The sequence below is a fragment of the Acanthopleuribacter pedis genome (genome assembly GCF_017377855.1).
Lineage (GTDB): Bacteria > Acidobacteriota > Holophagae > Acanthopleuribacterales > Acanthopleuribacteraceae > Acanthopleuribacter > Acanthopleuribacter pedis.
Map to the genome: position 1 here is coordinate 75,068 of NZ_JAFREP010000006.1, position 20,187 is coordinate 95,254.

Sequence of the window (20,187 nt, forward strand, 5' to 3'; positions counted from 1 at the left end):
TTGGCGGGAAACCCCGCCTGGATTCAAGCCTAACAACCAAACAGGCGAAGGGAAAGGGTACTCGTCGCATTTTAGTTTGCCGGCGCCGGGTCTTTTTGGGTGGCCGAGGGGGCCGGCACGGGGGCGGGTGGGGTTCGGGGACCCAGCACCAGGTCACCCCAAACGTCTGGTTCAGCACCGTTTTCCGTCTTCCGAGCGGGCGCAACAGCGCCCGGCCACACCAGCTTCCGACCGGGTTGGCGTGGATCGTCGTCATGGAAACCGATGCTAAACCCGAGCATGCGACCCATCCGGCGTTTTCCCTCGGGATCCAGGCCCGCGACGGCCCAGGGCAGTTTCAGCTCGATGGTCCAAACGTGGGGTTGGTTCGCGAGGACCCTGGTTTTGAGGCCGGGGCTGTCCAACTGGGCTTGGGTCGGCTCGGTTTGGGTGACGCGCCATAATCGAGGTCGCCAGACGGTAATCTCCGGTTCCCCCATAGCAAAAACGATGTCGAAGCGGCTGAAGGTTTGGGTAAGGGTATGGCGGGCCGGCTTCAGGAAGACGTCACCGGGATGCGCCGCCTGGATCTGTTTGGCGGAGAAGGGGTCCAGGGTAAGAAACACAAAATTATCAAAGTTGGGTGGCGCCCCATAAGGTTCCTGATCCGTGACCCTGATGTGAAAGTACAGGCCGTGCGCCCCGTAGGCGGCGCGCACGCTTAAACCCGCGTCGCGGGTGGTTGTTTGCGAAAAGATCGCGTCCCGCGCCGCGTGATCTCGAGAATTCAAAACAAGCTGATCCCAACCATCATCAAACCCCGCCCACCAGCTGTTCACGACCTTGCCCTGCCATTCTTGTCCCTGTTCTTGCTCGGGCGTGAGGCGGTAAGCAACCAAATTGCGGTCGTTGAGATCCGCGCCCGGTAAGGTGCTCAGGCCCATGTGCGAGACCGGTTTTGCGGCCAGGTGGGCCGGACGTGGGTGTTGAGGATGGAGGTTGTTAAAAGGTTGTGGGAGGTCGGCGGCGGGTTCGTTTTTATCGCCCACAAAGAGGCTTGTGGGGCGGGATGTGGTGGTTTTATTTTTGGAAAACACTTTGGCGATAAACAGGTTAAGACCCTGTGTCGGGGTGAATTTGACCGTGTTGTTTTCTGTTTCTTGCCGCTGAACGCCCTGGCCCGTTATCTGAATCCATTCGAACCGCTCGCCGCGGGCATCGACAAAGCTTGTGAGCGGCGAACCCGCCTCGATCTTTGTGTCCGGGCCGTCTCGCCATAGGGTTAAGGGTGGCGCGTCCGCATCCCGGGTGAGGGCCTCGTTGAGCAGCGCCCTGGGTTCCGTGCCAAAGGCGCCCTGGGTCGCGATCTGATCGGCCATGGCAAACCAAAATGCCTCCGATGCCCCGGTTTCACGGCCTTTATCAGGTTCGATGAGGAGCGACCAGGCAGGCACCGATTCGGTTAAGGCCTGCATATCCGCGATTGCCTTTCGGGTAAGGGTTGGGTCGTAGGCGCCCAACACAAAACCACCGGGAACCTGCAACAGCGCGGGCGGTGGTGTTTTACCGAGAAACCAGGTGGCGTTATTGCTGCCGAAGCCGAGGCATAAATCGGGCCGGTCGGCGGCCAGCGCAAAAGCCGTTTGGCCCCCGTTCTCGTGGCCGAACGCGAAGAAGGGGAGCGAGGCCAAGCCGGGTTGATCGGCCGCTTCGGCCAGTTCGCTTAAAGCCCGCCACAAGGGGGCCGCGCCCTTTTGTAGGAGGTCCGGGCCGTCGAAGCCCTGTAGACCGACCAACACCCAGCCGTGCCGTTCCGCAAAAGCCTGAACGGTGGGCACGTCGAGGCGGTCTCGGCTGTCGCCGTCACGGCCGCGGTGCCCAAAAATGAGCATGGCTTGCGGCTTCCGACGCGGGAGCCGCAGGCTCACGTGGCGCGTGCCCGTGGGTCCGCGCCAGGCCCAAACCGACCCCTCGTGTAGGATGCGCGGTGGTCCGGCCGGCGCGGGTTGGGGTGGTGGCGGCACAAACCAGGTGAACAGCGCCGCGGCTATGGCCGCGTGGCCCGCCCGGTTGGGGTGGTTGCTGGTGCTCATCCAGTCATCGAGGTGTCCGAAGCGCTGCAGGCGTTGTTTAAAGATCGCGTCGCTGTCGACCAGACCGGTGCCGAATTCCGCCGCCAGCGCGCGCACCTGACGGGCGTGTTGTTGCAACAGATCCGTCTCGTCAAACGGGTTGCTTTCCAAATCGGCGCTGGGCGTCATCAGGATCACCCGCGCCCCTTGCCGTTGGGCGGCTTTGATCATCGACACCCAAGCCGCGCGCACCTCGCCGAGGGGAAACAGGCGATCATTGAGGCTGTAATCGAGGATCACCACGTCGGGTCGGTGGGCGAGGGCGTCGCGGTCGAAGCGTTTGGCCCCGCGCAAAGCGTTTTCTCCACTGACCGCGCTGACAACCACATGCACGTCGGCGAAAGGGTAGTGCTCCTTGAGTAAGTGTTGCAGTTGGTGCGGATAGGCGCCGAGGGTATCAACCCGCGGCACATCAAAATAACCGGCGGGTACGCTGTGGCCGTGGCATACAAGGGTTATTTTTTTTTGGTTCGGGTCGGGCCAAACCGCGGCCAAACCGTCCCAGACCGGACCCATCAGTTCGGCGTTGGGTGGTGGGGAAACCGATGGAACCGAGCGCCCGGGCTCCGCGAGCAGAAACAACCAAACGAGTTGAACAATCAAAGGCGCGCTTACCAAATCGGCCTCCTTAAAGTTATGGGTTGGTGGCGTCATTTTAGCGTCGCCTATCTTTTTGACCCATGGTTAAGGGCGGGAAAAAACGAGAAAGGGTCCCTTTGGGGGGCGTCGCCGTGATTCCCAGCGAAGGAAACAGGGCGGGGGCGATCCCGTGCGCAATTTCTGATAATCCAATATCGAAAGGGCTTGGCATTTTTATGATAACGGTATATCGTTTTCAGTTGTCTGTGATGTTTTGTTTTTTGAGGTTTCCCTATGGCTTCTTTCGCGCGTGTCTTTTCCGCCTTCCCCCATCGGCCAGGTCTCGATTGGCTGGGGGGGACCTTATCCGTCCTTTGTTTGGTTCATTGTTTGGTGTTGCCTTCACTGCTGGTTGCCTTTACCGCGCTTGCCCCGTTTGGCGGCGAGGCGGTTCACCTGGGTTTGACCCTCGCCATTTTGCCGTTGTCCTTGCTCACCTTTGGCTCCGGTTACCAGTTCCACAAGCAACGCCGCGTGTTGTGGTTGGGTGGTCTCGGCTGCTTGTTCCTCCTCGCCGCGCTTGGCCTAGAAGGGGTTGGCGGCGAATGGGTTGAAAAAGGGTTGACCGTCCTGGGCGCGTTTTTTCTGATCAGTGGGCACAGCATTAACTTGCGGGCGAAACCCTGTAACGACGCGTGTTGTCCGGCAGAGGGGCAGGTGGACGAATGCTGAATTGGCTTATCCTCGGCGGCGGCATTCAGGGGACTTATTTGTCGCACGTGCTGAGGCGTACCTGCGAGGTGCCCGCCGAGAAAATTCGTGTATTGGACCCCGAGGCCGAGGCGTTGGCCGGTTGGATGCGCTGCACCAAAAATACCGGCATGACTTATTTGCGTTCGCCGATGGTTCACCACATTGATCTGGCGCCCGCTTCGTTGAAACATTTTTCTAAAAAATGGCGCGAGGGGCGTGTTTCGATTGCCCCTTATGAACGGCCCAAGTTGGCCATGTTCAACGCGCACTGCCGCCACGTGATCGAAAGCAACGGCTTGGATGAACTGCGGGTTCAGGGACGCGCCCTGGAAATGACCCTTGAAGAGAACCACGTCGCCGTTGAGACCGATGGTGGTGTGTTGCGTGCCCGTCGCGTGGTCACCGCGCTTGGTGCCGCGCCGCCGCGTCGCCCCGATTGGGCCCACACCATGGTACGGGACGGCGGCGTCGTGCATCACCTGTTCGATCCCGACTTCTGCAGTGATTGTCTGGAGGTCGACGGTTTAACCGTGGTGGTCGGCGCCGGAATCAGCGCCGCGCAATTCGCGCTAAAAGCCTTGGCCCGCGGCGGTGAGAAAGTGATCATCGTGGCCAAGAACCCGCCGCTGGTACACCAGTTTGACGCCGACCCGGGCTGGCTGGGTCCCAAATACATGAACCGTTTCAGCCGGGAACGCGATGTCGTGGTGCGCCGTCGGTTGATTCGCGGCGCCCGTTACCGCGGTTCGATGCCCAGCGATGTTTATCGTCGCATGGAGCGTGCCCGCCGCGCCGGTGATTTGGTTTGGTTGCAAGGTACCGTGGACCAAGCAGTTTGGGAAGGCGGTTCTGCCGTGATGCGGGTTGCCGATCAAACTTTGGTGGCCGACCGTGTCATTCTCGCAACCGGTTTTGAGGTCGCCCCGCCGGGTCAATCCATGATCCAGGCTTTGGCCAAACGCCACCAACTTCCGCTTTCGCCCTGTGGTTATCCCGAAACGGATCGGTTCCTGCGCTGGCACCCGCGCCTGTTTACCGCCGGTGCCCTGGGCGAGCTGACCCTCGGTCCCGTCGCCCGCAACATCGCGGGCGGTCGTCGCGCCGGTAACCTGCTCAGCTACTTAATGAAACGCGCATAACCTCCGCGATCTCCCGGTTCACCCCACCGGGGGATCCGCGCATCAGCCCGCTTGTTGCCTCCCCGTGTTTCGGGCTAAAATCACCCGACTTTTCATCACGCGCACCGTCTCGGTCGGTGCCAAGGGAGTGGCTTCATGGCGAAACAAACGCGCGTTTTACGGGTTGTGGGTGATAACGGCGAGGGCCACAAACGCAATCCCTTACCTTCGCCCGCGGACTGGCGTTTACGGCTCAAGGCCGATGGTTTCGCACGGGACTTCAGCCTTGCCGATTTGGCCGCGCTGGAAACCGCCGATCTCGAGATGGGAATTTTATGTGTTTCCGCCGGCCGCATCGCCGGCAACAACACATCCGTGCGTTTCACCGGGTTGCCCTTTACCCGACTCGTTGCGGAAATCGGCGACGTCTCCGCCTACCAAACCGTCATTTTTCGCAGCAAAGCCCGTGCGACCTGCGGCCCCAAGCATTTGGCCCATGAGACCTCGCTCGACATGGATTACTGCCTGAACTCGGGACAGGTCATGTTGGCCTGGAAACTGAACGGCGAAGATCTGCCCTACGACAACGGTTTTCCCCTGCGCTCAACCGTGGGTCCAGATCGCTTTTTTTACAAGTCGCTCAAATGGCTCGGTGAGATTGAACTGACCACCCGACCCATCGATGTATGTCGCGGTACCTGGGAAACCTACGCCGGCTACCACAACCTTGCGCGGGTTGCCGAGGATGAACGCTTTACGCCCATTATGCGGTTGATTACCCAGGTGGCGCCGGACGGCAGTGACATCAGTGACGAGATTACCGAGGCCCATTGGCAGGCTACCTTGGACGACCTGGTTGCCAAGGGCGATTTTTCCCGGCTAATTCTGGCCAAGGTTGATGTGATGCAACAGAAGATGGGCCTTAGCTTACCCAAGGATTTTCAAGGGTTTAAATTTCGGGACGGCAAGTTTGTCGCCAAATTACGCGGGTGTAAATTCAGCAAGACATCCTTTGTCGGCACCGACATGCAGGGCGTGAACCTCTCGCTGACCCGATTGAACCATTGTCTGCTCAATGGTGCCGATCTAACCAAGGTCGATGCCGAGGGCGCGGATTTCAGCAGTGCCGATCTCACCGGTGCAAATATGCGCGAGGCCTACCTGGCCGGCGCAAAGTTCTATTCCGACAAAAACCTGGCCAAAGACACCAAACCGGAGAAGGGCGCCAAGGTCCAGGGCTTGGATTTAACCGGTGCCAAAGACATCGATGAGAAGCAGGCCGAATGGTTGCGTTTGGACGGGGCGCTGCTTTAGACCTTGCCCAAGAACGGGCATTTGCCGAGGTTGGGGTGAAGTCACTGAGGAAATGCGGGCTAGGCTGTGTTATTTTTAACTATCACTTTTGCGCAAACATTCAGAATTGCCGTACTTTTCCGGCGAGGTACCCTTGCAAGAATTGCTCGACATGTGTCGGTTATTGATCCATGAGGTGGTCGACAAAGCCCTTGCCCCCTTTCGAGAAGATGTTGCCGACGAAGAAACCCTAAAAAAGCACCAGCGTTGGCAGTTGGTGGACGACTGTTTTGTGCTGCGGTTCTTGGACCAAAAAATCCTCATCCTCGAACGGCCGACCTTTTTGCTGCACACCATCGTCATTGATTACTGTTTCCCCCACCGCAACAACGAACGCAGCAGCATTGTGCTCGACGCCTTGCTCGGCTGCGAACCCAACAACCGCGTGTTGATCATTGACGACAGCCCCATGGCGCGTGGCGATTTTTGGAAAATCCTGCCCACGCAAGTACCCGAACCGGATGCGTTTGATGAACTGGAACAAGCCTTATTCGGGTCGGGTGATGCGGCCGCGCTCGCCGTCAATGAGCCGGACATTACCACCGTATTTGACCTTTACGAGGCCTACGACAGCGACGACGCCTACCAGCGCGTTGCCGAGTTGGAAGCCGCCGGCACCCCGGTCGCCATGGCTTTTGTCGATATCTTCATGCCCCCCAAACGCAACGGGATTGAAACCATTAAGTGGATTTGGCAAGACTTCCCTCATATCGAGATGGTGGTGTTTTCCGCGCCCAGTTTTTTCTCCCAGGCCAAAATTCGTTCCTTTCTCGGCAACACCCATCGCCTGCATTTCCTGCACAAACCCAGTAACAAGGCCACCATTCGCCGCGTCGCCACCGAGCTGGTAGAGAAGTGGAATTTTGAATACCAACACGGCCCTTACCTGCAAGCGGTGGAAAAAGCGTTTTCCCGTTTTCCGTTTTTGGATCGGCCCATCGAATGCGTGTTCACCGATCCCCAACCCTGAGGCAAATAAACCGTTGCCGCCGAGGTACACCAGCGAACCGCCGGCGTCGAGGAACTGGCGCAGGCGGGTGATCATTTCTGGCGACCAGTATTCGGGGTGGGTGCCGATCACCAGGGTGTCGTAAACCTGGACAAGACCGTCGTGGTAGTCGATGTCGGTGTAGAGGTCGAGTTGAAAGCCTTCGTCCTCCAACCAACCCAACAACCAGCGTTCGGCCCGTGCGAGGTGGTGGGTTTGGCCGTTTTCACCGACGGGCGCGGTGGAAGGGTTGGGACGCAGGTAACTAACCAAGGCGGCACCGTGGTATTTACCGCGGCCGCCCCAGGTGTTGTAGGCCAGCCAGGTGGCGACGTTGGCCAGCACCGCCACGCGGGATTTTTGCTCGGGACGGGGTTTGACGACAAAGGTCGCAAAACGTTGGCAGCCGGTGTCGCCGCGGAAGCGTGCGGCGTACATGCCGGACGGCCAATTGTCGGGGATGGTCGGCGAGAAGCTGGGAGACCAGCCGGCGCCGTAGCGCCAGGGTCGCGCGTTGGTGGTTTGCGCCACGGGTGTGTATTCAAGGGTGGTCATTAAGGTTTCGCCGGAGGCGTAGCGGAGAATGTCGACGGTCGGCAACCCTTCGCCGGAAGCATAAAACTGGATGGTTTCGCCCGGCGCGGCGGACAAAGGCCAAGCGTATCCCTCAGCTGCTTCGCGATTTAAGGATCCGACCCAAAGACCGCCTTCGCCGCGTTCGTAACCGAAGAGTTCATCGCGGTCCCCGTCACAGTGAAACACACCGCTTTGGAAGGACCAGCCGGATTGCGGCTCGAGCACATCGCCCCAGCGGGTGAAATTAAAGGCGCTGCCGGTATTGCGACCGTACCAGACGGTACCGTTGGAGGGATGGTAACCCACCAATTCGTGGGGGCCTTGGCCGTCAAAATTGCCCGCGGCGAAATCCCAGCCGGCAAATGGGGTAACCGAGGCCCATTGCGTCGCGGCAAACCCGTTCCCGGTATTGGTGCCAACCCACAGGTTGCCGTCGGTTGGGTTGTAGGCAACGAAATCGTCTCGATCCGAGGCGACAAATTGCGCGATATCGAATTGCCAATCGTGACCGGTCGGCAAGCTTCCCCAACCATGGAAGTTGAGGGTGTGACCGGCATTGTGACCGTACCAGACGGTACCGGTGCCGCTGAAATATGCGAACACATCGTCCAGGCCGTCGCCGTTGAGGTTGCCGGCGGCGATGGTCCAGCCGGTGGCGGGATTCAGGGAAGACCATGGGGTGAATTCAAAGGCGGACCCGGTATTGCGACCGAGCCAGAGGGTACCGTCGCTTGGGTGCAGGCCGACGAGATCGTCGCCGCCCTCGCCGTCGAATTGACCGACGGCGAATTGCCGGCCGGCGGCGGGTTCAATCCGGCCCCAGTTGTTGACTTTGGTGGTTTTGTTCTCGCGCCAACCGGCCCACAGGGTGCCGTTTCCAGGAAAATAGGCGAACATATCGGTTTCGTGATCACCGTTGAGATCACCGGTGAGCACGGTCCAACCGTCGCCGGGTGAAATGGATCCCCATTCTAATGAATTCGGGGACGTTGTTTTGAGCGGAAAGTGATAGACACATTGAAAGGAGAAACCAAAAAATGGTGGTCGCTGCGCGGCGTGGCAAATAAGCCGTTGTAACGAAGGTGTTCGTTCATCGAATGCATGCGTTTCTCCCTAGCCCGCATATCGCACAAGAAATTCTGCTACGAAGCCGAAATACGGGCGAAATGTTGATGGTGCGACACCTAACGCATCGCAAGCAAAAGGAAATTAGTACACGAATGTAAAAACCATGCGACTCGAAAGATCATTCACCAATTCTTTAAAAAAAGGTCAAAGAGGCGTCGACCAGATAACTTTTTAACCCAGATTAAAGTCACATACCCTAAACAAGCTTGTCCTTATACGATGTTCGCGTTAACATGCTGCTTTCGGGTCCTTCGAAATTGACTTGCGCCTCAAGTGATCCTAAATTCAAAAAGTACCACACACACGAAAAAACCTCCCCCACCGTAAAGAGTCAAAGAACATGATTGATCATTGCATGAAATGCCACGCTGATTTTCGCGGCCATACCACCTGCCCCCGGTGCGGCGGCGATTTGACGTCGATCCTCGAATCAGCGCAGCAGCAGGACAACGCCCGCAACCAAGCGTTCGCGGCGCTGGCGCACGGCGATTTACACGCGGCCCAACAAGCGGCCGAACGCCAAAAAACATCGAGCCTGGACCCCAACGCCTCGGTTTTTGCCGATTATTTCCGCGGTCAATTCGAACGCTAATGGGAGCATCGGCACCCGTCCGGCCCCTCTCGGGCTAATTAAAGTGGCACAGCCATTGCCGAATGGTGTCGCCTAATTCCCGGTGGTCACTGAGAATCTTGATGTCACGGGAATCCATAGGATTGCGGAAGGCGAGTTCAACTGTGACCGCACCCAAATGATGTTTCTCGACGGCGACGAAAACGGTCCTCGCGGTCCGGCCATGATTCGCGTCGCCGACGAAACCCGGCCCCACCGCATCCACGAACGCACCTTGTTGGGTGTTTCTACCGAGATGTGTGGCGCCACCGGGTATCCCTTCACCGTGTTGTTGCCCGAGCATCCCTTGTTCGCCGGGACCGGCGTGGTTGACGGCAGCGAAATCGGCGCCGCGGGTTTGAACACCGGCGGTGGAAAATACAACGGCGCCGCCAGTGCTTGGGAGGTCGATACCAGCGACGGCCCGCGCTCGCGTAGCCTGGGCTGTAACTACGAAAATTGCCCGGTGATCCAATCCGGTTTGCCCGCGGGTTTGCAGGTTTTGGCCCGCGCCAATCCCGGCGGGACCGGCGGGGAAACCCGCGGTGAAATAACCTTCTACCGTCATCCCGGCGGTGGTTTCGTATTTTCCGCCGGTTCCATCACCTTCGGTGGCAGCCTGGTGATCGATCCCCAACTGCAACAACTGATGCGCAACGTGATGTCGCTCGACTAATCCGTGTTCTGAAATAATAAGACCGCGAACCAAGGGAACCTGCCTGGTTCGCGGTTTTTTTCTGCGCGTAACTCTTCAGATAACGAGACATTGGTCTTGGCGTCAACACCCGCCTTGGCCTGATCTTGGCGTGACGAGGAAGCGCCGCTTTACCCTAAGAGGCGCGATAAGAGCCAGGGATTTTGGCTAAAGATCTGGAGCGAAATGGTTTGGAAAAAGCGGAGGCGCACCCGTTGGGTGCGGTGAGCATTTTTACAGGCCGTTGCAGCCCAGAGGTTTAGCCAAAATCACCGCGAGTTATCGCGCTTCTTAGGTTTACCCCAATGGGTGGTGACTCACTTGGTTACCAGGCCTTCATCTTAAACAAGCGACCCGCGTCACCCTCATCGTGCAGCGTAAGGATAATGTCCTCGGGGTCGAAAATCGCCGTTTTTCTGGTTGCGGGTGGAAGGTCTGAATCGATCAAGGTAATGATCGGTTGAATCCCGGTTTTAACATAATCCCGTAGTACCTTGAGCAAATTCGTTTTCTTGCGGTCGTCCAGTGATTCGAACACCCCGTCATGAAACACGAAACGTGGGAAGGTGGTTTGGTCATGTGCTCGCAATATCGCCAAGTCAAAAGCAATACAGAGTAATTTGCGGTAGGTATGGCCTAAATCGGCACTGGTGGAATTACCGCTTTGGTCCAAAATGGCCACGTCGAACTCCAAATGTCCCAGCCGGTTGATGGCTACACTTAAGACGGCTTGGCGGGAAATTACAGCTTGGACGATTTCATTGAAGTACAGCCTGATACTTGAGAAAAGGCTGGTTTCATCTTGGTTATGTTTTTCTACATCTTCTTCGATCTTTGAACGTACTTCCTCTATTTGATTATTTATCTCGCGAATGGACTCGCGGTAGTTTTTTAGCTCTTGAAGGTGTTGTTGCTGTTTTTCGAAAAAGGTAATATCTGAACGGAGTTCAACGAGTTCGTCAGAAAGGATGCGGTACTTGTTAAAAACGTCGCTGTCTTTGATGAAACTGAGCGTGAGGGATCTTTTCTGATTGAGATCTTTTAATGTTTCATTTAGGTTGTTTATTTCTTCGAGGATTTGTTTGTGTTCCTCTGTGAGGTAGGCCTGACGCTCATCGGTTATGGCTTTGTTGAATTCGACTAATTGGTCGAAATCTCTTTTGATTTGGCCATCAAAAAAAACGCCCGCCTGTTGGAATAAGATCGAGGCTTGCTTGGTGTCAAAGAGACTGCTTTCTTCGTCGAGAGATTTCTGTATTTTCTTTTGATTGAGTTTCAAGGAGTATCTTCTAGCGTTCAGCTCAGAAATTTCTTCATCAAGATCATGAACGAGTTGTTCAGTTCGTTCTAGATCTTGATTGTGGAAATTGAACTGATCGAGACGCTCTTGTTTCTTCTTTGCCTCGTCCTTCTTGATGAGTAGCATGCCCTGAATTTTGCTAAGCTCTTCAGCTGTACCGCTTAGTTGTTTGTTGATGGTTTTTTCTTCGGCTTCAAGTTTTTTGCATTGTTCTTCAAGCTGGTAGTGTTTTTCTATGAGTGAGGCATCAAAGCCGAGGAGAAAAGCGAGGAAGGGTTTCCAGTGTATGTGTTTTCCTTTGAATTTGTTAAGGTGGAACACTTCTTGGAAGTCGTCTTGGGTGCGGAGTTGGTAACCGAGTATGTTGCGAAAGGGCCAGGGTTTAATGGCCTGCCAATCCAAAAGGCCGTCCATCATTTTTTGAGCGCGCTCAAAGGGCAAATCGCGGTGGTCCCAAGCGTTGTCGGGAAGAAGGTTGAAATCTTGGTGGCATTGATGATGCTTCTTGAAGCGAATTTTACTTGAGTTTTCCACTGACCGGGAGACGGTTAGATAAGTCCCGCTAGGTAGTTCTACTTCAAGAAAAAAAATGAAGCCTTTGAAAACGTTTATGTGTTTGAAGAGGAAAAAGTTGTTCTGCTTCTTTGATAAGAAACAGAAGTCTAGAATGCGACCAAGCGTGGTTTTGCCGAGATTATGTGTGTCTTTTTTTTTGTTTTCTGGTAAGCGAATCTCTGCAAGTACGACATTCAGTCCTGATTCGAACAGAATTGGTTCGAAGAATGTTGGTTGGTTTGTGTATAGCTTTGATAGCTTCATTCTACAGGTCCTAGGTACTCGATTGCATCGGTTTTTCGATGGTAGTCAATCAATCCAAGTAAGTATAAAAAACTAAGTGCCGGCAGAAAAAGTGGCTCACCACCTTTGATTTTGGCTTTGGCGAGGTCTTTGAGGGTTTGGAATTCCTCTCGCCGCTGGTTCTTCAGGTGTTGTAGAAGAATGATCGCCATGAAGATGACCGTTTTGTCTGGATGAGCATGTTTGCTGGGCCTAAGCATCTTCCGTCTCTCCAATATCACAGTGCCAGTACATATAAAAAAGTACCCTTCGCATTAGGCGTTGGTGTTTCCTCAAGACTGGGTCTCTTTCCTGAAGGAGCTTGATCAAATATTCAAAAATCTCGTCGAAGGTTTGGTAATCCTTTCGTTTGGAGAGAATTCGGAACTGAAAACTTTCAACCGTGTCTTCGTACTTTTGAAGCAAATGTGCGTTTTCCGGCGCCGCCAAGAACGTCTGAATCTGTTTGGTGTCTTTCAGGTACCTATCTTGTTGTGCTTTTGCATAGCTTGGTGTCATGTTGTTGATTCGGTGCTTTTGATCGTAGGGTACCCGCGGGGTAGGTACTGAATCTGTGTGGTTTTTCAGGATGTCATTGTTTTCAGCCAAGGCTTCGACGACTTCTGCCAAATCATCGGGGCTTACAATCAGCGGTGAGTCTATTGGGTCGATGTCCGCCATTAATGCGATGTTGGGATATTTTTTTAGCCAAAGCTCCAGTCTTTCTGTTCCGCAAAGGCTTATCGATGGCTCGGGAATGTTGCATTCGGACGAGATAAAACGACGAATCCTGCTTTCCGCGGTACCCGAAAGGCGTCGGTTGGCGATAAGCAGGTAATGGTCCAGTTCACCCTCTGCACGGAGTCGCTTGATCCGTGGGAGCTCTTTTTGAATCGTGGCGCTTTGGGATGATTCACTAAAAAAATCTGAATCAGAGAATGTTCTGTCTTGTCCTATGGTGTGCTTGGCTTGAATGATGGTTGTGCCGGACCAGGGGGCTGTTGTGCTTGGGAATGCCTCCGCGGTGCCTCTAAATTGTGCGTCTTTTCCGCCGTCCGGCCCCTTGGCAAAGCCTTGAACCTCGTTGCCGAATAAGGTCATGCAGATGCATACAACAAGGTTCTCAAATTGGTCGTAACTCAATTCATGAAAGGCGTACTTCACAACAACACCTTTGAACACAGGCTTTTGTCGGTCTTCCGAATGGTGAGACTGTTCTTAGAGCGTTCCTTTATCCCTCCGACACGCTCACGTTAGCATAACATTCGGTTGTCTTGGGCTTGGCTTGAATTTTGTCCTTTGTTGTGTTCGTTGCCCTGTCGTGAAGCTCATGCCGCTTGCGGCACCTTTCGGCGCCGCAAGCGGTTTGGTTTTCGTTGCCTATTTGCCGGTCCAGCGTACGCCGTATACGTCGTGGCGGCGGTCCTTTAGGTTTTGGACCGTGCCTGAGTTGCGCGCCATAATCAGTGCCTCCGGGCGCAGGTCCGCGAAGGTAACCGTTTCCACGTTTTCTGTCGCCTCCGCCGCGATCCCGTCCCGTGCAAAGGGGAAATCACAAGGCGTTAACACGCAACTCTGCCCGTATTGAATATCCATGTTGGCCACGCCCGGCAGGTTGCCGACGTTGCCGCTCATCACCACGTAAATCTGGTTCTCCACCGCCCGTGCTTGGCAACAGTAACGCACCCGCAGGTAACTCTGCCGTTCGTCCGTGCAAAAGGGCACGAACAAAAACAAAATGCCCTGATCCACCAGGTGCCGCGCCAGTTCCGGGAACTCCGAATCGTAACAAATCAGCACGCCGATCGGGCCGCAATCCGTGTCAATCGAATTCAGCGTGAGGCCGCCTTCAATGTCCCACCAATAGACCTCGTTCGGCGTCGGGTGGATCTTTGGCTGCTCAAACACACGCCCGTCGCGCAAGAACACATAGGCGATGTTTTCCACCCGCCCGTTGGGCATTTTGGTGGGATGGGAACCCCCGATAATATTTATATTGTAGCGAAGCGCCATTTCGCGCATTTCTGTCTTAAAGCGCGGCGTGTGCCGCGTCAGCGCCATGATCGATTCCGAGGGCGACAACTGCTGATCCTCAATCGACAGCAATTGCAGCGCAAACATCTCCGGGAACACCACGAAATCGGACTTGTAGTCGGCAACCACATCCACGAAATACTCCACGTGTTTCATGAACTGTTCGAAGGATTCCACGCGCCGCTGTTTGTACTGCACCGTGGCGACCCGAACCGTGTCCGGCAGCCGTTTTCCGTATTCCACCTTCTTGGGTGGGTTGCGCGGTTGCTCCAAAATGCGTGGGTTTTTCCATCGCAAATGCACGCCGTACCCCAACGAGGCCGCATCCACTTCCAAATATTTGGGAATCACCCCCAGCACCTCGAAATGGTTGGCCAACTGAAACGACAAAACCGGGTCGCGCTCTTTTTTGGCGACAATCGCCGCGATATAGTCTTCCACCGATCCGTAACGCTTGAGTTTTTTGGACAGGGTCGGCAGTCTTCCCGCGAATACGATGCCCAACATTTTTTCGTCTTGGCAGAGTTTTTTGCGTGCGTTGTACAGCCGTTGCCCCAAACGGTAACCCCGGTATTCCGGGTCGACGCAAACCTCCATCCCGTACAACCATTCACCCTCGGGATCGTGCCGCGAGGCGTATCCGCTCCCCGTGATGCCGCCCCAGGTATGGGGTTTCAACGCGATCTCGCCGCTTATCCTAAACGTGGCGCAATAGGCAATGATGCGTCCCTCGGCCTCGATCACGAATTGACCCTTGGGGTAGTGGTGCAACTGGCCTTTGACCATGCCTTCCGAGTAACCGATCATGCCGGTTCCTTCATAAGCACGATCACTGAGATCGGCGATCTGCGGGATATCCGCCGCCGTGGCTTGGCGCACGACCAAACCACCTTCGATTTTTTTGCGTTTGCGCGTGGGTTTCTCCGAAGCTTCACTCATGAAAACTCCTAACTGCCCTGGTTTCAGCAGAAATCAAGGCTCGACTGCAATTCGATGGAACCAATTTTTTTGTTTTGGTAATGAGCCATTCTACCCAATGCCGTGACGGCCGGCGAGGCTTGTTTTACCTTTTTTCACGCCCTTTTTCGCGCTGAATGACTTGCGAACTAAAGTTTTAGTTGAAAATGAACTAAAGTTTTAGTTAGAATGAGCGCCATCGTGACGGAGGTTTGTCCGTGAAAGCCAAAAACAAGAAAAGTGACCTGCTTACACCCACCGAGCTCGAGTTGATGCGCATCCTCTGGCATTTGGAAGCCGCCACTGTTCATCAAGTCCTTGAAGCCCTTCCCCCCGAACGTCCCTTGGCCTACACCTCGGTGTCCACCATGTTGCGGGTGCTTGAGCAGAAAGGGTTTGTCAGTGCCGAGAAACAAGGCCGCGGCCATCGCTATCGGCCCAAGCTCGACCGCCGCACCTACGAGGGACGCAGCGTGCGCCATTTGCTCGACGAGGTTTTCGAAGACGCGCCCCTCACCTTGGTCTCGCGCCTGCTGGAAACGCGGCAGCTCAGCCATGATGAATTGGACGCCTTGAAGAAACTCGTGGATGAGGGAGGCACGGATGCAAACTGAATGGCTCCATTACCTCACCGCCGTGCATCTGCTCTGGATACCCGCGGGTGCCTTGGCCTGGGTTTACAACCGCGTCGCCCTCCAACAAACACGGCTGCTCCAGCCCGACGCCTTGCTGCGCCTGCTCTACGCCATGGTTCCCGTTGTTCTGCTGTTGCCCCTTTTGATGAACCGCGTTGAAGCCCAACCCCCGTGGATGCCCTCCTTGCTTATTTGGCAAGACCACGCCGGTTTGACCCAAGTCGGCGTGGCGATGGCCGGCCAAGGTGAGGCCCTTCACCTGGCGAGCCGGGTTGACGACGCGGCCACCCATCCGATGCCCTGGCTTTTCTGGGCCGCCGACCTCTTAACCTTGTTGCCCGCCTGTTTGCTGCTCTTCGGCCTGTTGATGCTGGCCCGCGACGGTTGGCGCCTGCGCGCCCTTTTGCGGCAAAGTTATCGCTTGCACCGTATCGGCCGCGTCGAGGTGGCGCTCCACGACACCTTGCAGGTACCGCTGTCCTTTTGGCTTCCAGGCCGCGGCGCCTATGTATTGCTGCCTGGACCGGCCGTGGCCGAGGGCGCCGACACCATGCTGATGGTTCGGCATGAATTACAGCACCACCGCCAGGGTGATACCGGACCCGCTTGGGGGGTTCATTTGCTGCGCACCCTGTTTTTTGGCAATCCCTTGTTCGCTCTGTGGCATCGCCAACTCCTTGAAGTTCAGGAGTATGCCTGCGATGCCGCGTTACTTCGTCGCAAACGCGTCGCCGCCCGGGCTTACGGACAATGTTTGTTGCACGTTGCCGCCGGCAGTGTGCAGACGCGCTTGCCGAGACCGGTTCTGGGCATGGCGATGGGTTTTGCGGCCAACCAACTCCAGAGGAGGATTCACCTCATGTCATCTCATTCTTCCGCCCGTCCCGGCTGGACAGCCGTGCTGGTTCTGGGCGCCCTCGCCTTCCTTTCGCTTTCGGCTTACACCGCCGGCGATATCGTGGTCGACCGGCGTGTCAGCCAAAGTGAAGTGAAAAAACTCGTCGCGGCGACCAACCGCGACAGCGCATTTCCCATTCAAGCCAACCAAGCGGTTGTGAACCAATTGAACAACTACGTCGGTGTGGCCAAAAACCGTCAATTCCTCAAACGCGCCTTAACCCGCATGGAACAAATGCTGCCGGAAATCGAACCCGTGCTCAAAGAACAGGGGTTACCCGAGGACCTGCTGGTCATGCCTTTGCTCGAATCCGGCTACCAATCCTTGAAACCCAACAAGTACGCGCCCCACGCCGCCGGTTTGTGGCAGTTCATTCCCGCCACCGCCCGCGCCTTCGACCTCCGCGTCGATGACACGGTGGATGAGCGGTTGGACGTGGCGCGCAGCACCCAGGCCGCGACAGCCTTTTTGAACAAATTGCATACCCATTACGGCGATTGGGCCTTGGCCGTGTCCGCCTACAACGCCGGCCCCAAAAAAATCGACCAAGGCATCAGCGAACTTAACACCAACGACGCCTGGCTTTTAGCTGAAGAGGGGTATCATGGTGATGCGGGTTACCTCGCCAAATTGGCGGCGCTGATGATCATCGTGCGCCATCCCGAACTGATCGATTAAGCCTTTTTTTGAGACCTGTTGAACTTGGCCGTTTTGCTGATCCCCGACCAAAGAGAACGCGTCGGTCAAGTTCAACAGGTTGCCTCATCCTACGTTGCGGATGCGGGTGGCTGGTAGGGTTTTTTGTTTGGCTTGGGATTTTCTATTTCACAGGATCTTTGGATGAATTGAGGATGCGGATTGTCCTGTTCGCCCTCTGGTTTCGTTTCCCGATGCGGATGGTGCCCTTGCTTTGTTGGTTTGACGCGATCTTTGGTCGTGTGTTTTTTGGATCATCTCAAAGGATGACGGTGTTTTTTATTCCAGTTGCACGATGCGTAGGTTGTAGCCGGCGCGTTGGCCCGTGTAAACGTAGACCCCGTGGAAGGCGCGGCTTTCGCCGCCGAGCAGGGGCGGCGTTTGATCCGTGATCACGTAGCCCGGACGTGAGAGCAACAGTGTTCCTTCTGCATCGAGAATATCAATTTCGAACTTGAGCCGGTTGTACGGCGAGCTGCCGTTGTTGGTGAAATCGAGGGCGATCTGCAAGGATTGTCGGCCCTGGCGCATATCCATGCCGCCGATGGTGCGTTGGTTCACGCGCAGCTTGGCGCCCGACGGTTGTTTGATCGACCACTGTACTTGGACCGGTTCCGCTTCGTGCAGCGCCGTGTGGGGTTGGCTGTCCGCGACTTCCAATACCCATTCCGCCTGGGTCACGCTTTCGTCCGCGATGATCGTGGTCCCCGCGCCGATTTTTTCGTCCGGGATCATGTGTTTGCCCCGCGACTTGCGGAAAGGGGACAGGCCCTGGCGTTTGACGACCACGCCCGCTTCGTTTTTCAGTACCACGTAACCGCGGATGTCCACGAAATCCTCCGTACCCGTGTTGCGCAGGATGGTGGCCATTTTGTAAAAGGACTGATCGTTGAAGGTGGTCAGGCGCGAGCGGGTGCGTTCCAAAACCAAGTTTTGGCCGCCCACCAGTTTGATCGGGATGTCGCGATGGCTCTGGGTGAAGCCCGGTAGGCTGGTGGTGGTTGCCGCTTGGCTCGGTGCCTGTTTCGCCGGGAGGGGCGTCGGTTGCGGTGCTTCTTCACTTTTGCCCGCGCGCAGCACCACCAACAGGATGATGGCGACCAGGATCACCACCGCCCCCATCGCCCCGAAAAACGCCGAAACGGCCGAGCGGCGGCTGTGTTTGTCCCATGTGTCGTTTTGTTGCTCGAGGGTATCGATGCGGTTGAGCAATTGGATCGCCTCATCGCAGCGGTGGTCCAGTTGCAGGCAGTAACGGGCCCAGTGTTCCGCCTTTTTGGTGTCGCCCAGGGCGAGGTAACAACGCGCCATATCGAGGTGGAGCGCCAGGTCGTTGGGTAGAAAGGGCGCCGCGCGTTTCAGTTCGTCCAGAGCGTCCTGATGACGGCCGTGGACGCGAAAGGTGGTGGCCCGTTCGCGGTGTTCACGGGCGGTTTGGGAAGCCTGTTGCAGGTCGGCTTCGCTGAGGCCCATTTCCAGGGCGATGCGCCGCATTTCTTCATCGTTGAGTTGTTCGCTGCGTTTGTCGCGCTGTTCGACAAGAAAGCGGATGTAACTGTCGAGCGGATCTTTATCTGCCGGCACGCCTACCTCGATTGTGGGGGATTGGCGCGTATTGTAGCATTTTTGGTCGGCATGCCGGGTTGGCCGTTGCCGAAACCGTTGGGGAGAGGGGCGAAACCCTTCCGGAACGGTTCGGCAACGCGCCCGATTAATACGAGGCCGCGCGGCGGTACCAACCGGTACGCCGGGTTTGACCCCGTATGCATTCGGCCAGGGCCTGTTCCAGCTTGCGGCCTTCTTCGCCGAGCAGGGTTTGGGTGCGGTTGCGCCGGGTTTCGTAGTCCGCCCGGTTTTTGGCGAAGGTGAAGCGGATTAGGATCGGTAGGTTGGCGCCCGACAGTTTGCTGTACACAACATACTGCTGGGGGACGCGTTGTTTTTTGGCCAGCGCCGCCTGGTGCATCAGCGTTGCCGCGGCGGTTTCGAGATGGGTGTTCTTAAGCGCGAGGATGTCCATCACCAGGAAATCGTCCGGCGCCACGCCTACCGCCGGATAGCTGTAGGCCGCGCGGCGGGACAAGGTGTACAGGTCTTGCGATTCAATCGAGGCGCCGAACACCTCGGACCCTTCTGCTAGGAGCTTTGGGTCCAGTTTTTCGCTAATTTCCGCCCAGGCCGCATCCGAGTCGGCCGACCCGTGCGCCGTCTTCTGCGGGTTAAACGCTGGATAGGTGCCGTCGTCCATGCGAAAGAAGTGGAAATGATCGCGGTAGCCCACCGCCGTCGCCGCTTGTTTAAATGCGATTAACGCCTGTTCGTGTTGGGTCACCATGGCCGCATGGAGCCGGTCGTCAAAGACGCGTAAGTAAGGGGCTTTAAAGGGCTGGTCGGCGGCGGCGAGATTCACGATTAGGGTCAGTGTTACAACAACGAATCTCATTGATCACCTTTTGACACCGAGAACGCGATTTTCTCAGCGATTTTCCAGTCGTCACCTACTTTCAGCAGCACCAGGTAATCGGTGAACCGGCGTTTTTTGGTGTGGATTTCCACCTTCACCATCGCGGCCGTGCCCGTGATGTCCGCCGAAACCAAACGGCCGGTGCGACCGGTCGCCACGCCTTCCTTAAAAAAGGCCACATAGTCTTCCACCGGAAAGCGGGTGGGTTTGCCGTCGCGGATGAATTGCAGGCCCGCGTTGGGCAGAAACGCCTTGCGGATTTGATCACGGTTGCCCGTCGCCGTGCCGGTCATGTAATTATCGATACAGCGGGCCACTTGGACCGCGTCCCAATCGACGCGTTTCAGTACCGCGTCGGGTGCTTGCGGGTTGCTGAACAGGAAGGTCATGCAGCTGAGCCAAAAGATCATGGGAATCTCCTAGGGTGGGAATGGTGGTTGGCAAAACGCCGGGTCG

17 protein-coding genes are annotated in these 20,187 nt (G+C 56.3%); 7 read left to right on the top strand and 10 right to left on the bottom strand.

Going from position 1 to position 20,187, the window contains the following annotated elements; translation table 11 throughout:
• Positions 1-71: 71 nt before the first annotated feature.
• Positions 72-2,765 carry an SGNH/GDSL hydrolase family protein gene (locus J3U88_RS08460; RefSeq protein WP_207858277.1) on the bottom strand — a complete coding sequence of 898 codons (2,694 nt, stop codon included), beginning with the start codon at positions 2,763-2,765 and terminating at the stop codon, positions 72-74.
• A gap of 219 nt (positions 2,766-2,984) precedes the next feature.
• Between J3U88_RS08460 and J3U88_RS08465 the strand changes: the two genes are divergently transcribed.
• The 3 genes from J3U88_RS08465 (at position 2,985) to J3U88_RS08475 (ending at position 5,875) form a co-directional block, all read left to right on the top strand.
• The gene (locus J3U88_RS08465; RefSeq protein ID WP_207858278.1) at positions 2,985-3,422 is read left to right on the top strand and encodes a MerC domain-containing protein; all 438 of its coding nucleotides are present in this window, start codon (positions 2,985-2,987) and stop codon (positions 3,420-3,422) included.
• Positions 3,416-4,582 (top strand): NAD(P)/FAD-dependent oxidoreductase, encoded by a 1,167-nt coding sequence (locus J3U88_RS08470; RefSeq protein WP_207858279.1) that lies wholly within the window; start codon positions 3,416-3,418, stop codon positions 4,580-4,582. Before J3U88_RS08465 ends, J3U88_RS08470 begins: the two co-directional genes overlap by 7 nt.
• A gap of 135 nt (positions 4,583-4,717) precedes the next feature.
• On the top strand, positions 4,718-5,875 hold the full coding sequence (locus J3U88_RS08475; RefSeq protein ID WP_207858280.1) for a molybdopterin-dependent oxidoreductase: 1,158 nt from the start codon (positions 4,718-4,720) through the stop codon (positions 5,873-5,875).
• A gap of 229 nt (positions 5,876-6,104) precedes the next feature.
• Here the strand turns inward: J3U88_RS08475 and J3U88_RS08480 are convergent, their stop codons facing one another.
• Complete coding sequence (locus J3U88_RS08480; RefSeq protein WP_207858281.1) at positions 6,105-6,398, bottom strand: hypothetical protein; 294 nt, start codon at positions 6,396-6,398, stop codon at positions 6,105-6,107.
• 3 nt (positions 6,399-6,401) lie between these two features.
• Complete coding sequence (locus J3U88_RS08485; protein ID WP_207858282.1) at positions 6,402-8,414, bottom strand: N,N-dimethylformamidase beta subunit family domain-containing protein; 2,013 nt, start codon at positions 8,412-8,414, stop codon at positions 6,402-6,404.
• A 532-nt stretch (positions 8,415-8,946) separates the two neighbouring features.
• On the opposite strand from J3U88_RS08485, the gene J3U88_RS08490 reads away from it, so the two are divergent.
• On the top strand, positions 8,947-9,198 hold the full coding sequence (locus J3U88_RS08490; protein ID WP_207858284.1) for a hypothetical protein: 252 nt from the start codon (positions 8,947-8,949) through the stop codon (positions 9,196-9,198).
• Positions 9,199-9,355: 157 nt separating this feature from the next.
• A complete protein-coding gene (locus tag J3U88_RS08495; RefSeq protein WP_207858286.1) occupies positions 9,356-9,892 on the top strand; it encodes a N,N-dimethylformamidase beta subunit family domain-containing protein in 537 nt (178 codons plus the stop codon).
• A gap of 343 nt (positions 9,893-10,235) precedes the next feature.
• On the opposite strand, the gene J3U88_RS08500 is transcribed toward J3U88_RS08495, so the two are convergent.
• From J3U88_RS08500 to J3U88_RS08515, 4 genes are all read right to left on the bottom strand, one after another.
• A complete protein-coding gene (locus J3U88_RS08500; protein ID WP_207858287.1) occupies positions 10,236-12,029 on the bottom strand; it encodes a DUF2326 domain-containing protein in 1,794 nt (597 codons plus the stop codon).
• Entirely contained in the window at positions 12,026-12,268 is a 243-nt protein-coding gene (locus J3U88_RS08505; RefSeq protein WP_207858289.1) for an ABC-three component system middle component 8, read from the bottom strand. The genes J3U88_RS08500 and J3U88_RS08505 overlap by 4 nt, the downstream gene beginning before the upstream one ends.
• Positions 12,261-13,211 (bottom strand): ABC-three component system protein, encoded by a 951-nt coding sequence (locus J3U88_RS08510; RefSeq protein WP_207858291.1) that lies wholly within the window; start codon positions 13,209-13,211, stop codon positions 12,261-12,263. The genes J3U88_RS08505 and J3U88_RS08510 overlap by 8 nt, the downstream gene beginning before the upstream one ends.
• A 216-nt stretch (positions 13,212-13,427) precedes the next feature.
• On the bottom strand, positions 13,428-15,020 hold the full coding sequence (locus J3U88_RS08515) for a bifunctional GNAT family N-acetyltransferase/carbon-nitrogen hydrolase family protein (protein ID WP_207858292.1): 1,593 nt from the start codon (positions 15,018-15,020) through the stop codon (positions 13,428-13,430).
• A 236-nt stretch (positions 15,021-15,256) separates the two neighbouring features.
• Here J3U88_RS08515 and J3U88_RS08520 point away from each other — a divergent pair, with 236 nt between their 5' ends.
• Both J3U88_RS08520 and J3U88_RS08525 read left to right on the top strand, forming a co-directional pair.
• The gene (locus tag J3U88_RS08520; RefSeq protein ID WP_207858293.1) at positions 15,257-15,652 is read left to right on the top strand and encodes a BlaI/MecI/CopY family transcriptional regulator; all 396 of its coding nucleotides are present in this window, start codon (positions 15,257-15,259) and stop codon (positions 15,650-15,652) included.
• Positions 15,642-17,249: a M56 and MltD domain-containing protein gene (locus tag J3U88_RS08525; protein WP_207858294.1), complete on the top strand. Its 1,608-nt coding sequence runs from the start codon at positions 15,642-15,644 to the stop codon at positions 17,247-17,249. The genes J3U88_RS08520 and J3U88_RS08525 overlap by 11 nt, the downstream gene beginning before the upstream one ends.
• Positions 17,250-17,546: 297 nt before the next feature.
• Here J3U88_RS08525 and J3U88_RS08530 read toward each other — a convergent pair whose 3' ends face one another.
• The 3 genes from J3U88_RS08530 to J3U88_RS08540 form a co-directional block, all read right to left on the bottom strand.
• A complete protein-coding gene (locus J3U88_RS08530; RefSeq protein ID WP_207858295.1) occupies positions 17,547-18,851 on the bottom strand; it encodes a tetratricopeptide repeat protein in 1,305 nt (434 codons plus the stop codon).
• Positions 18,852-18,978: 127 nt separating this feature from the next.
• Positions 18,979-19,710: a hypothetical protein gene (locus J3U88_RS08535; RefSeq protein ID WP_207858296.1), complete on the bottom strand. Its 732-nt coding sequence runs from the start codon at positions 19,708-19,710 to the stop codon at positions 18,979-18,981.
• Complete coding sequence (locus tag J3U88_RS08540) at positions 19,707-20,141, bottom strand: nuclear transport factor 2 family protein (protein WP_207858297.1); 435 nt, start codon at positions 20,139-20,141, stop codon at positions 19,707-19,709. The genes J3U88_RS08535 and J3U88_RS08540 overlap by 4 nt, the downstream gene beginning before the upstream one ends.
• Between the last annotated feature and the right edge of the window lie 46 nt (positions 20,142-20,187).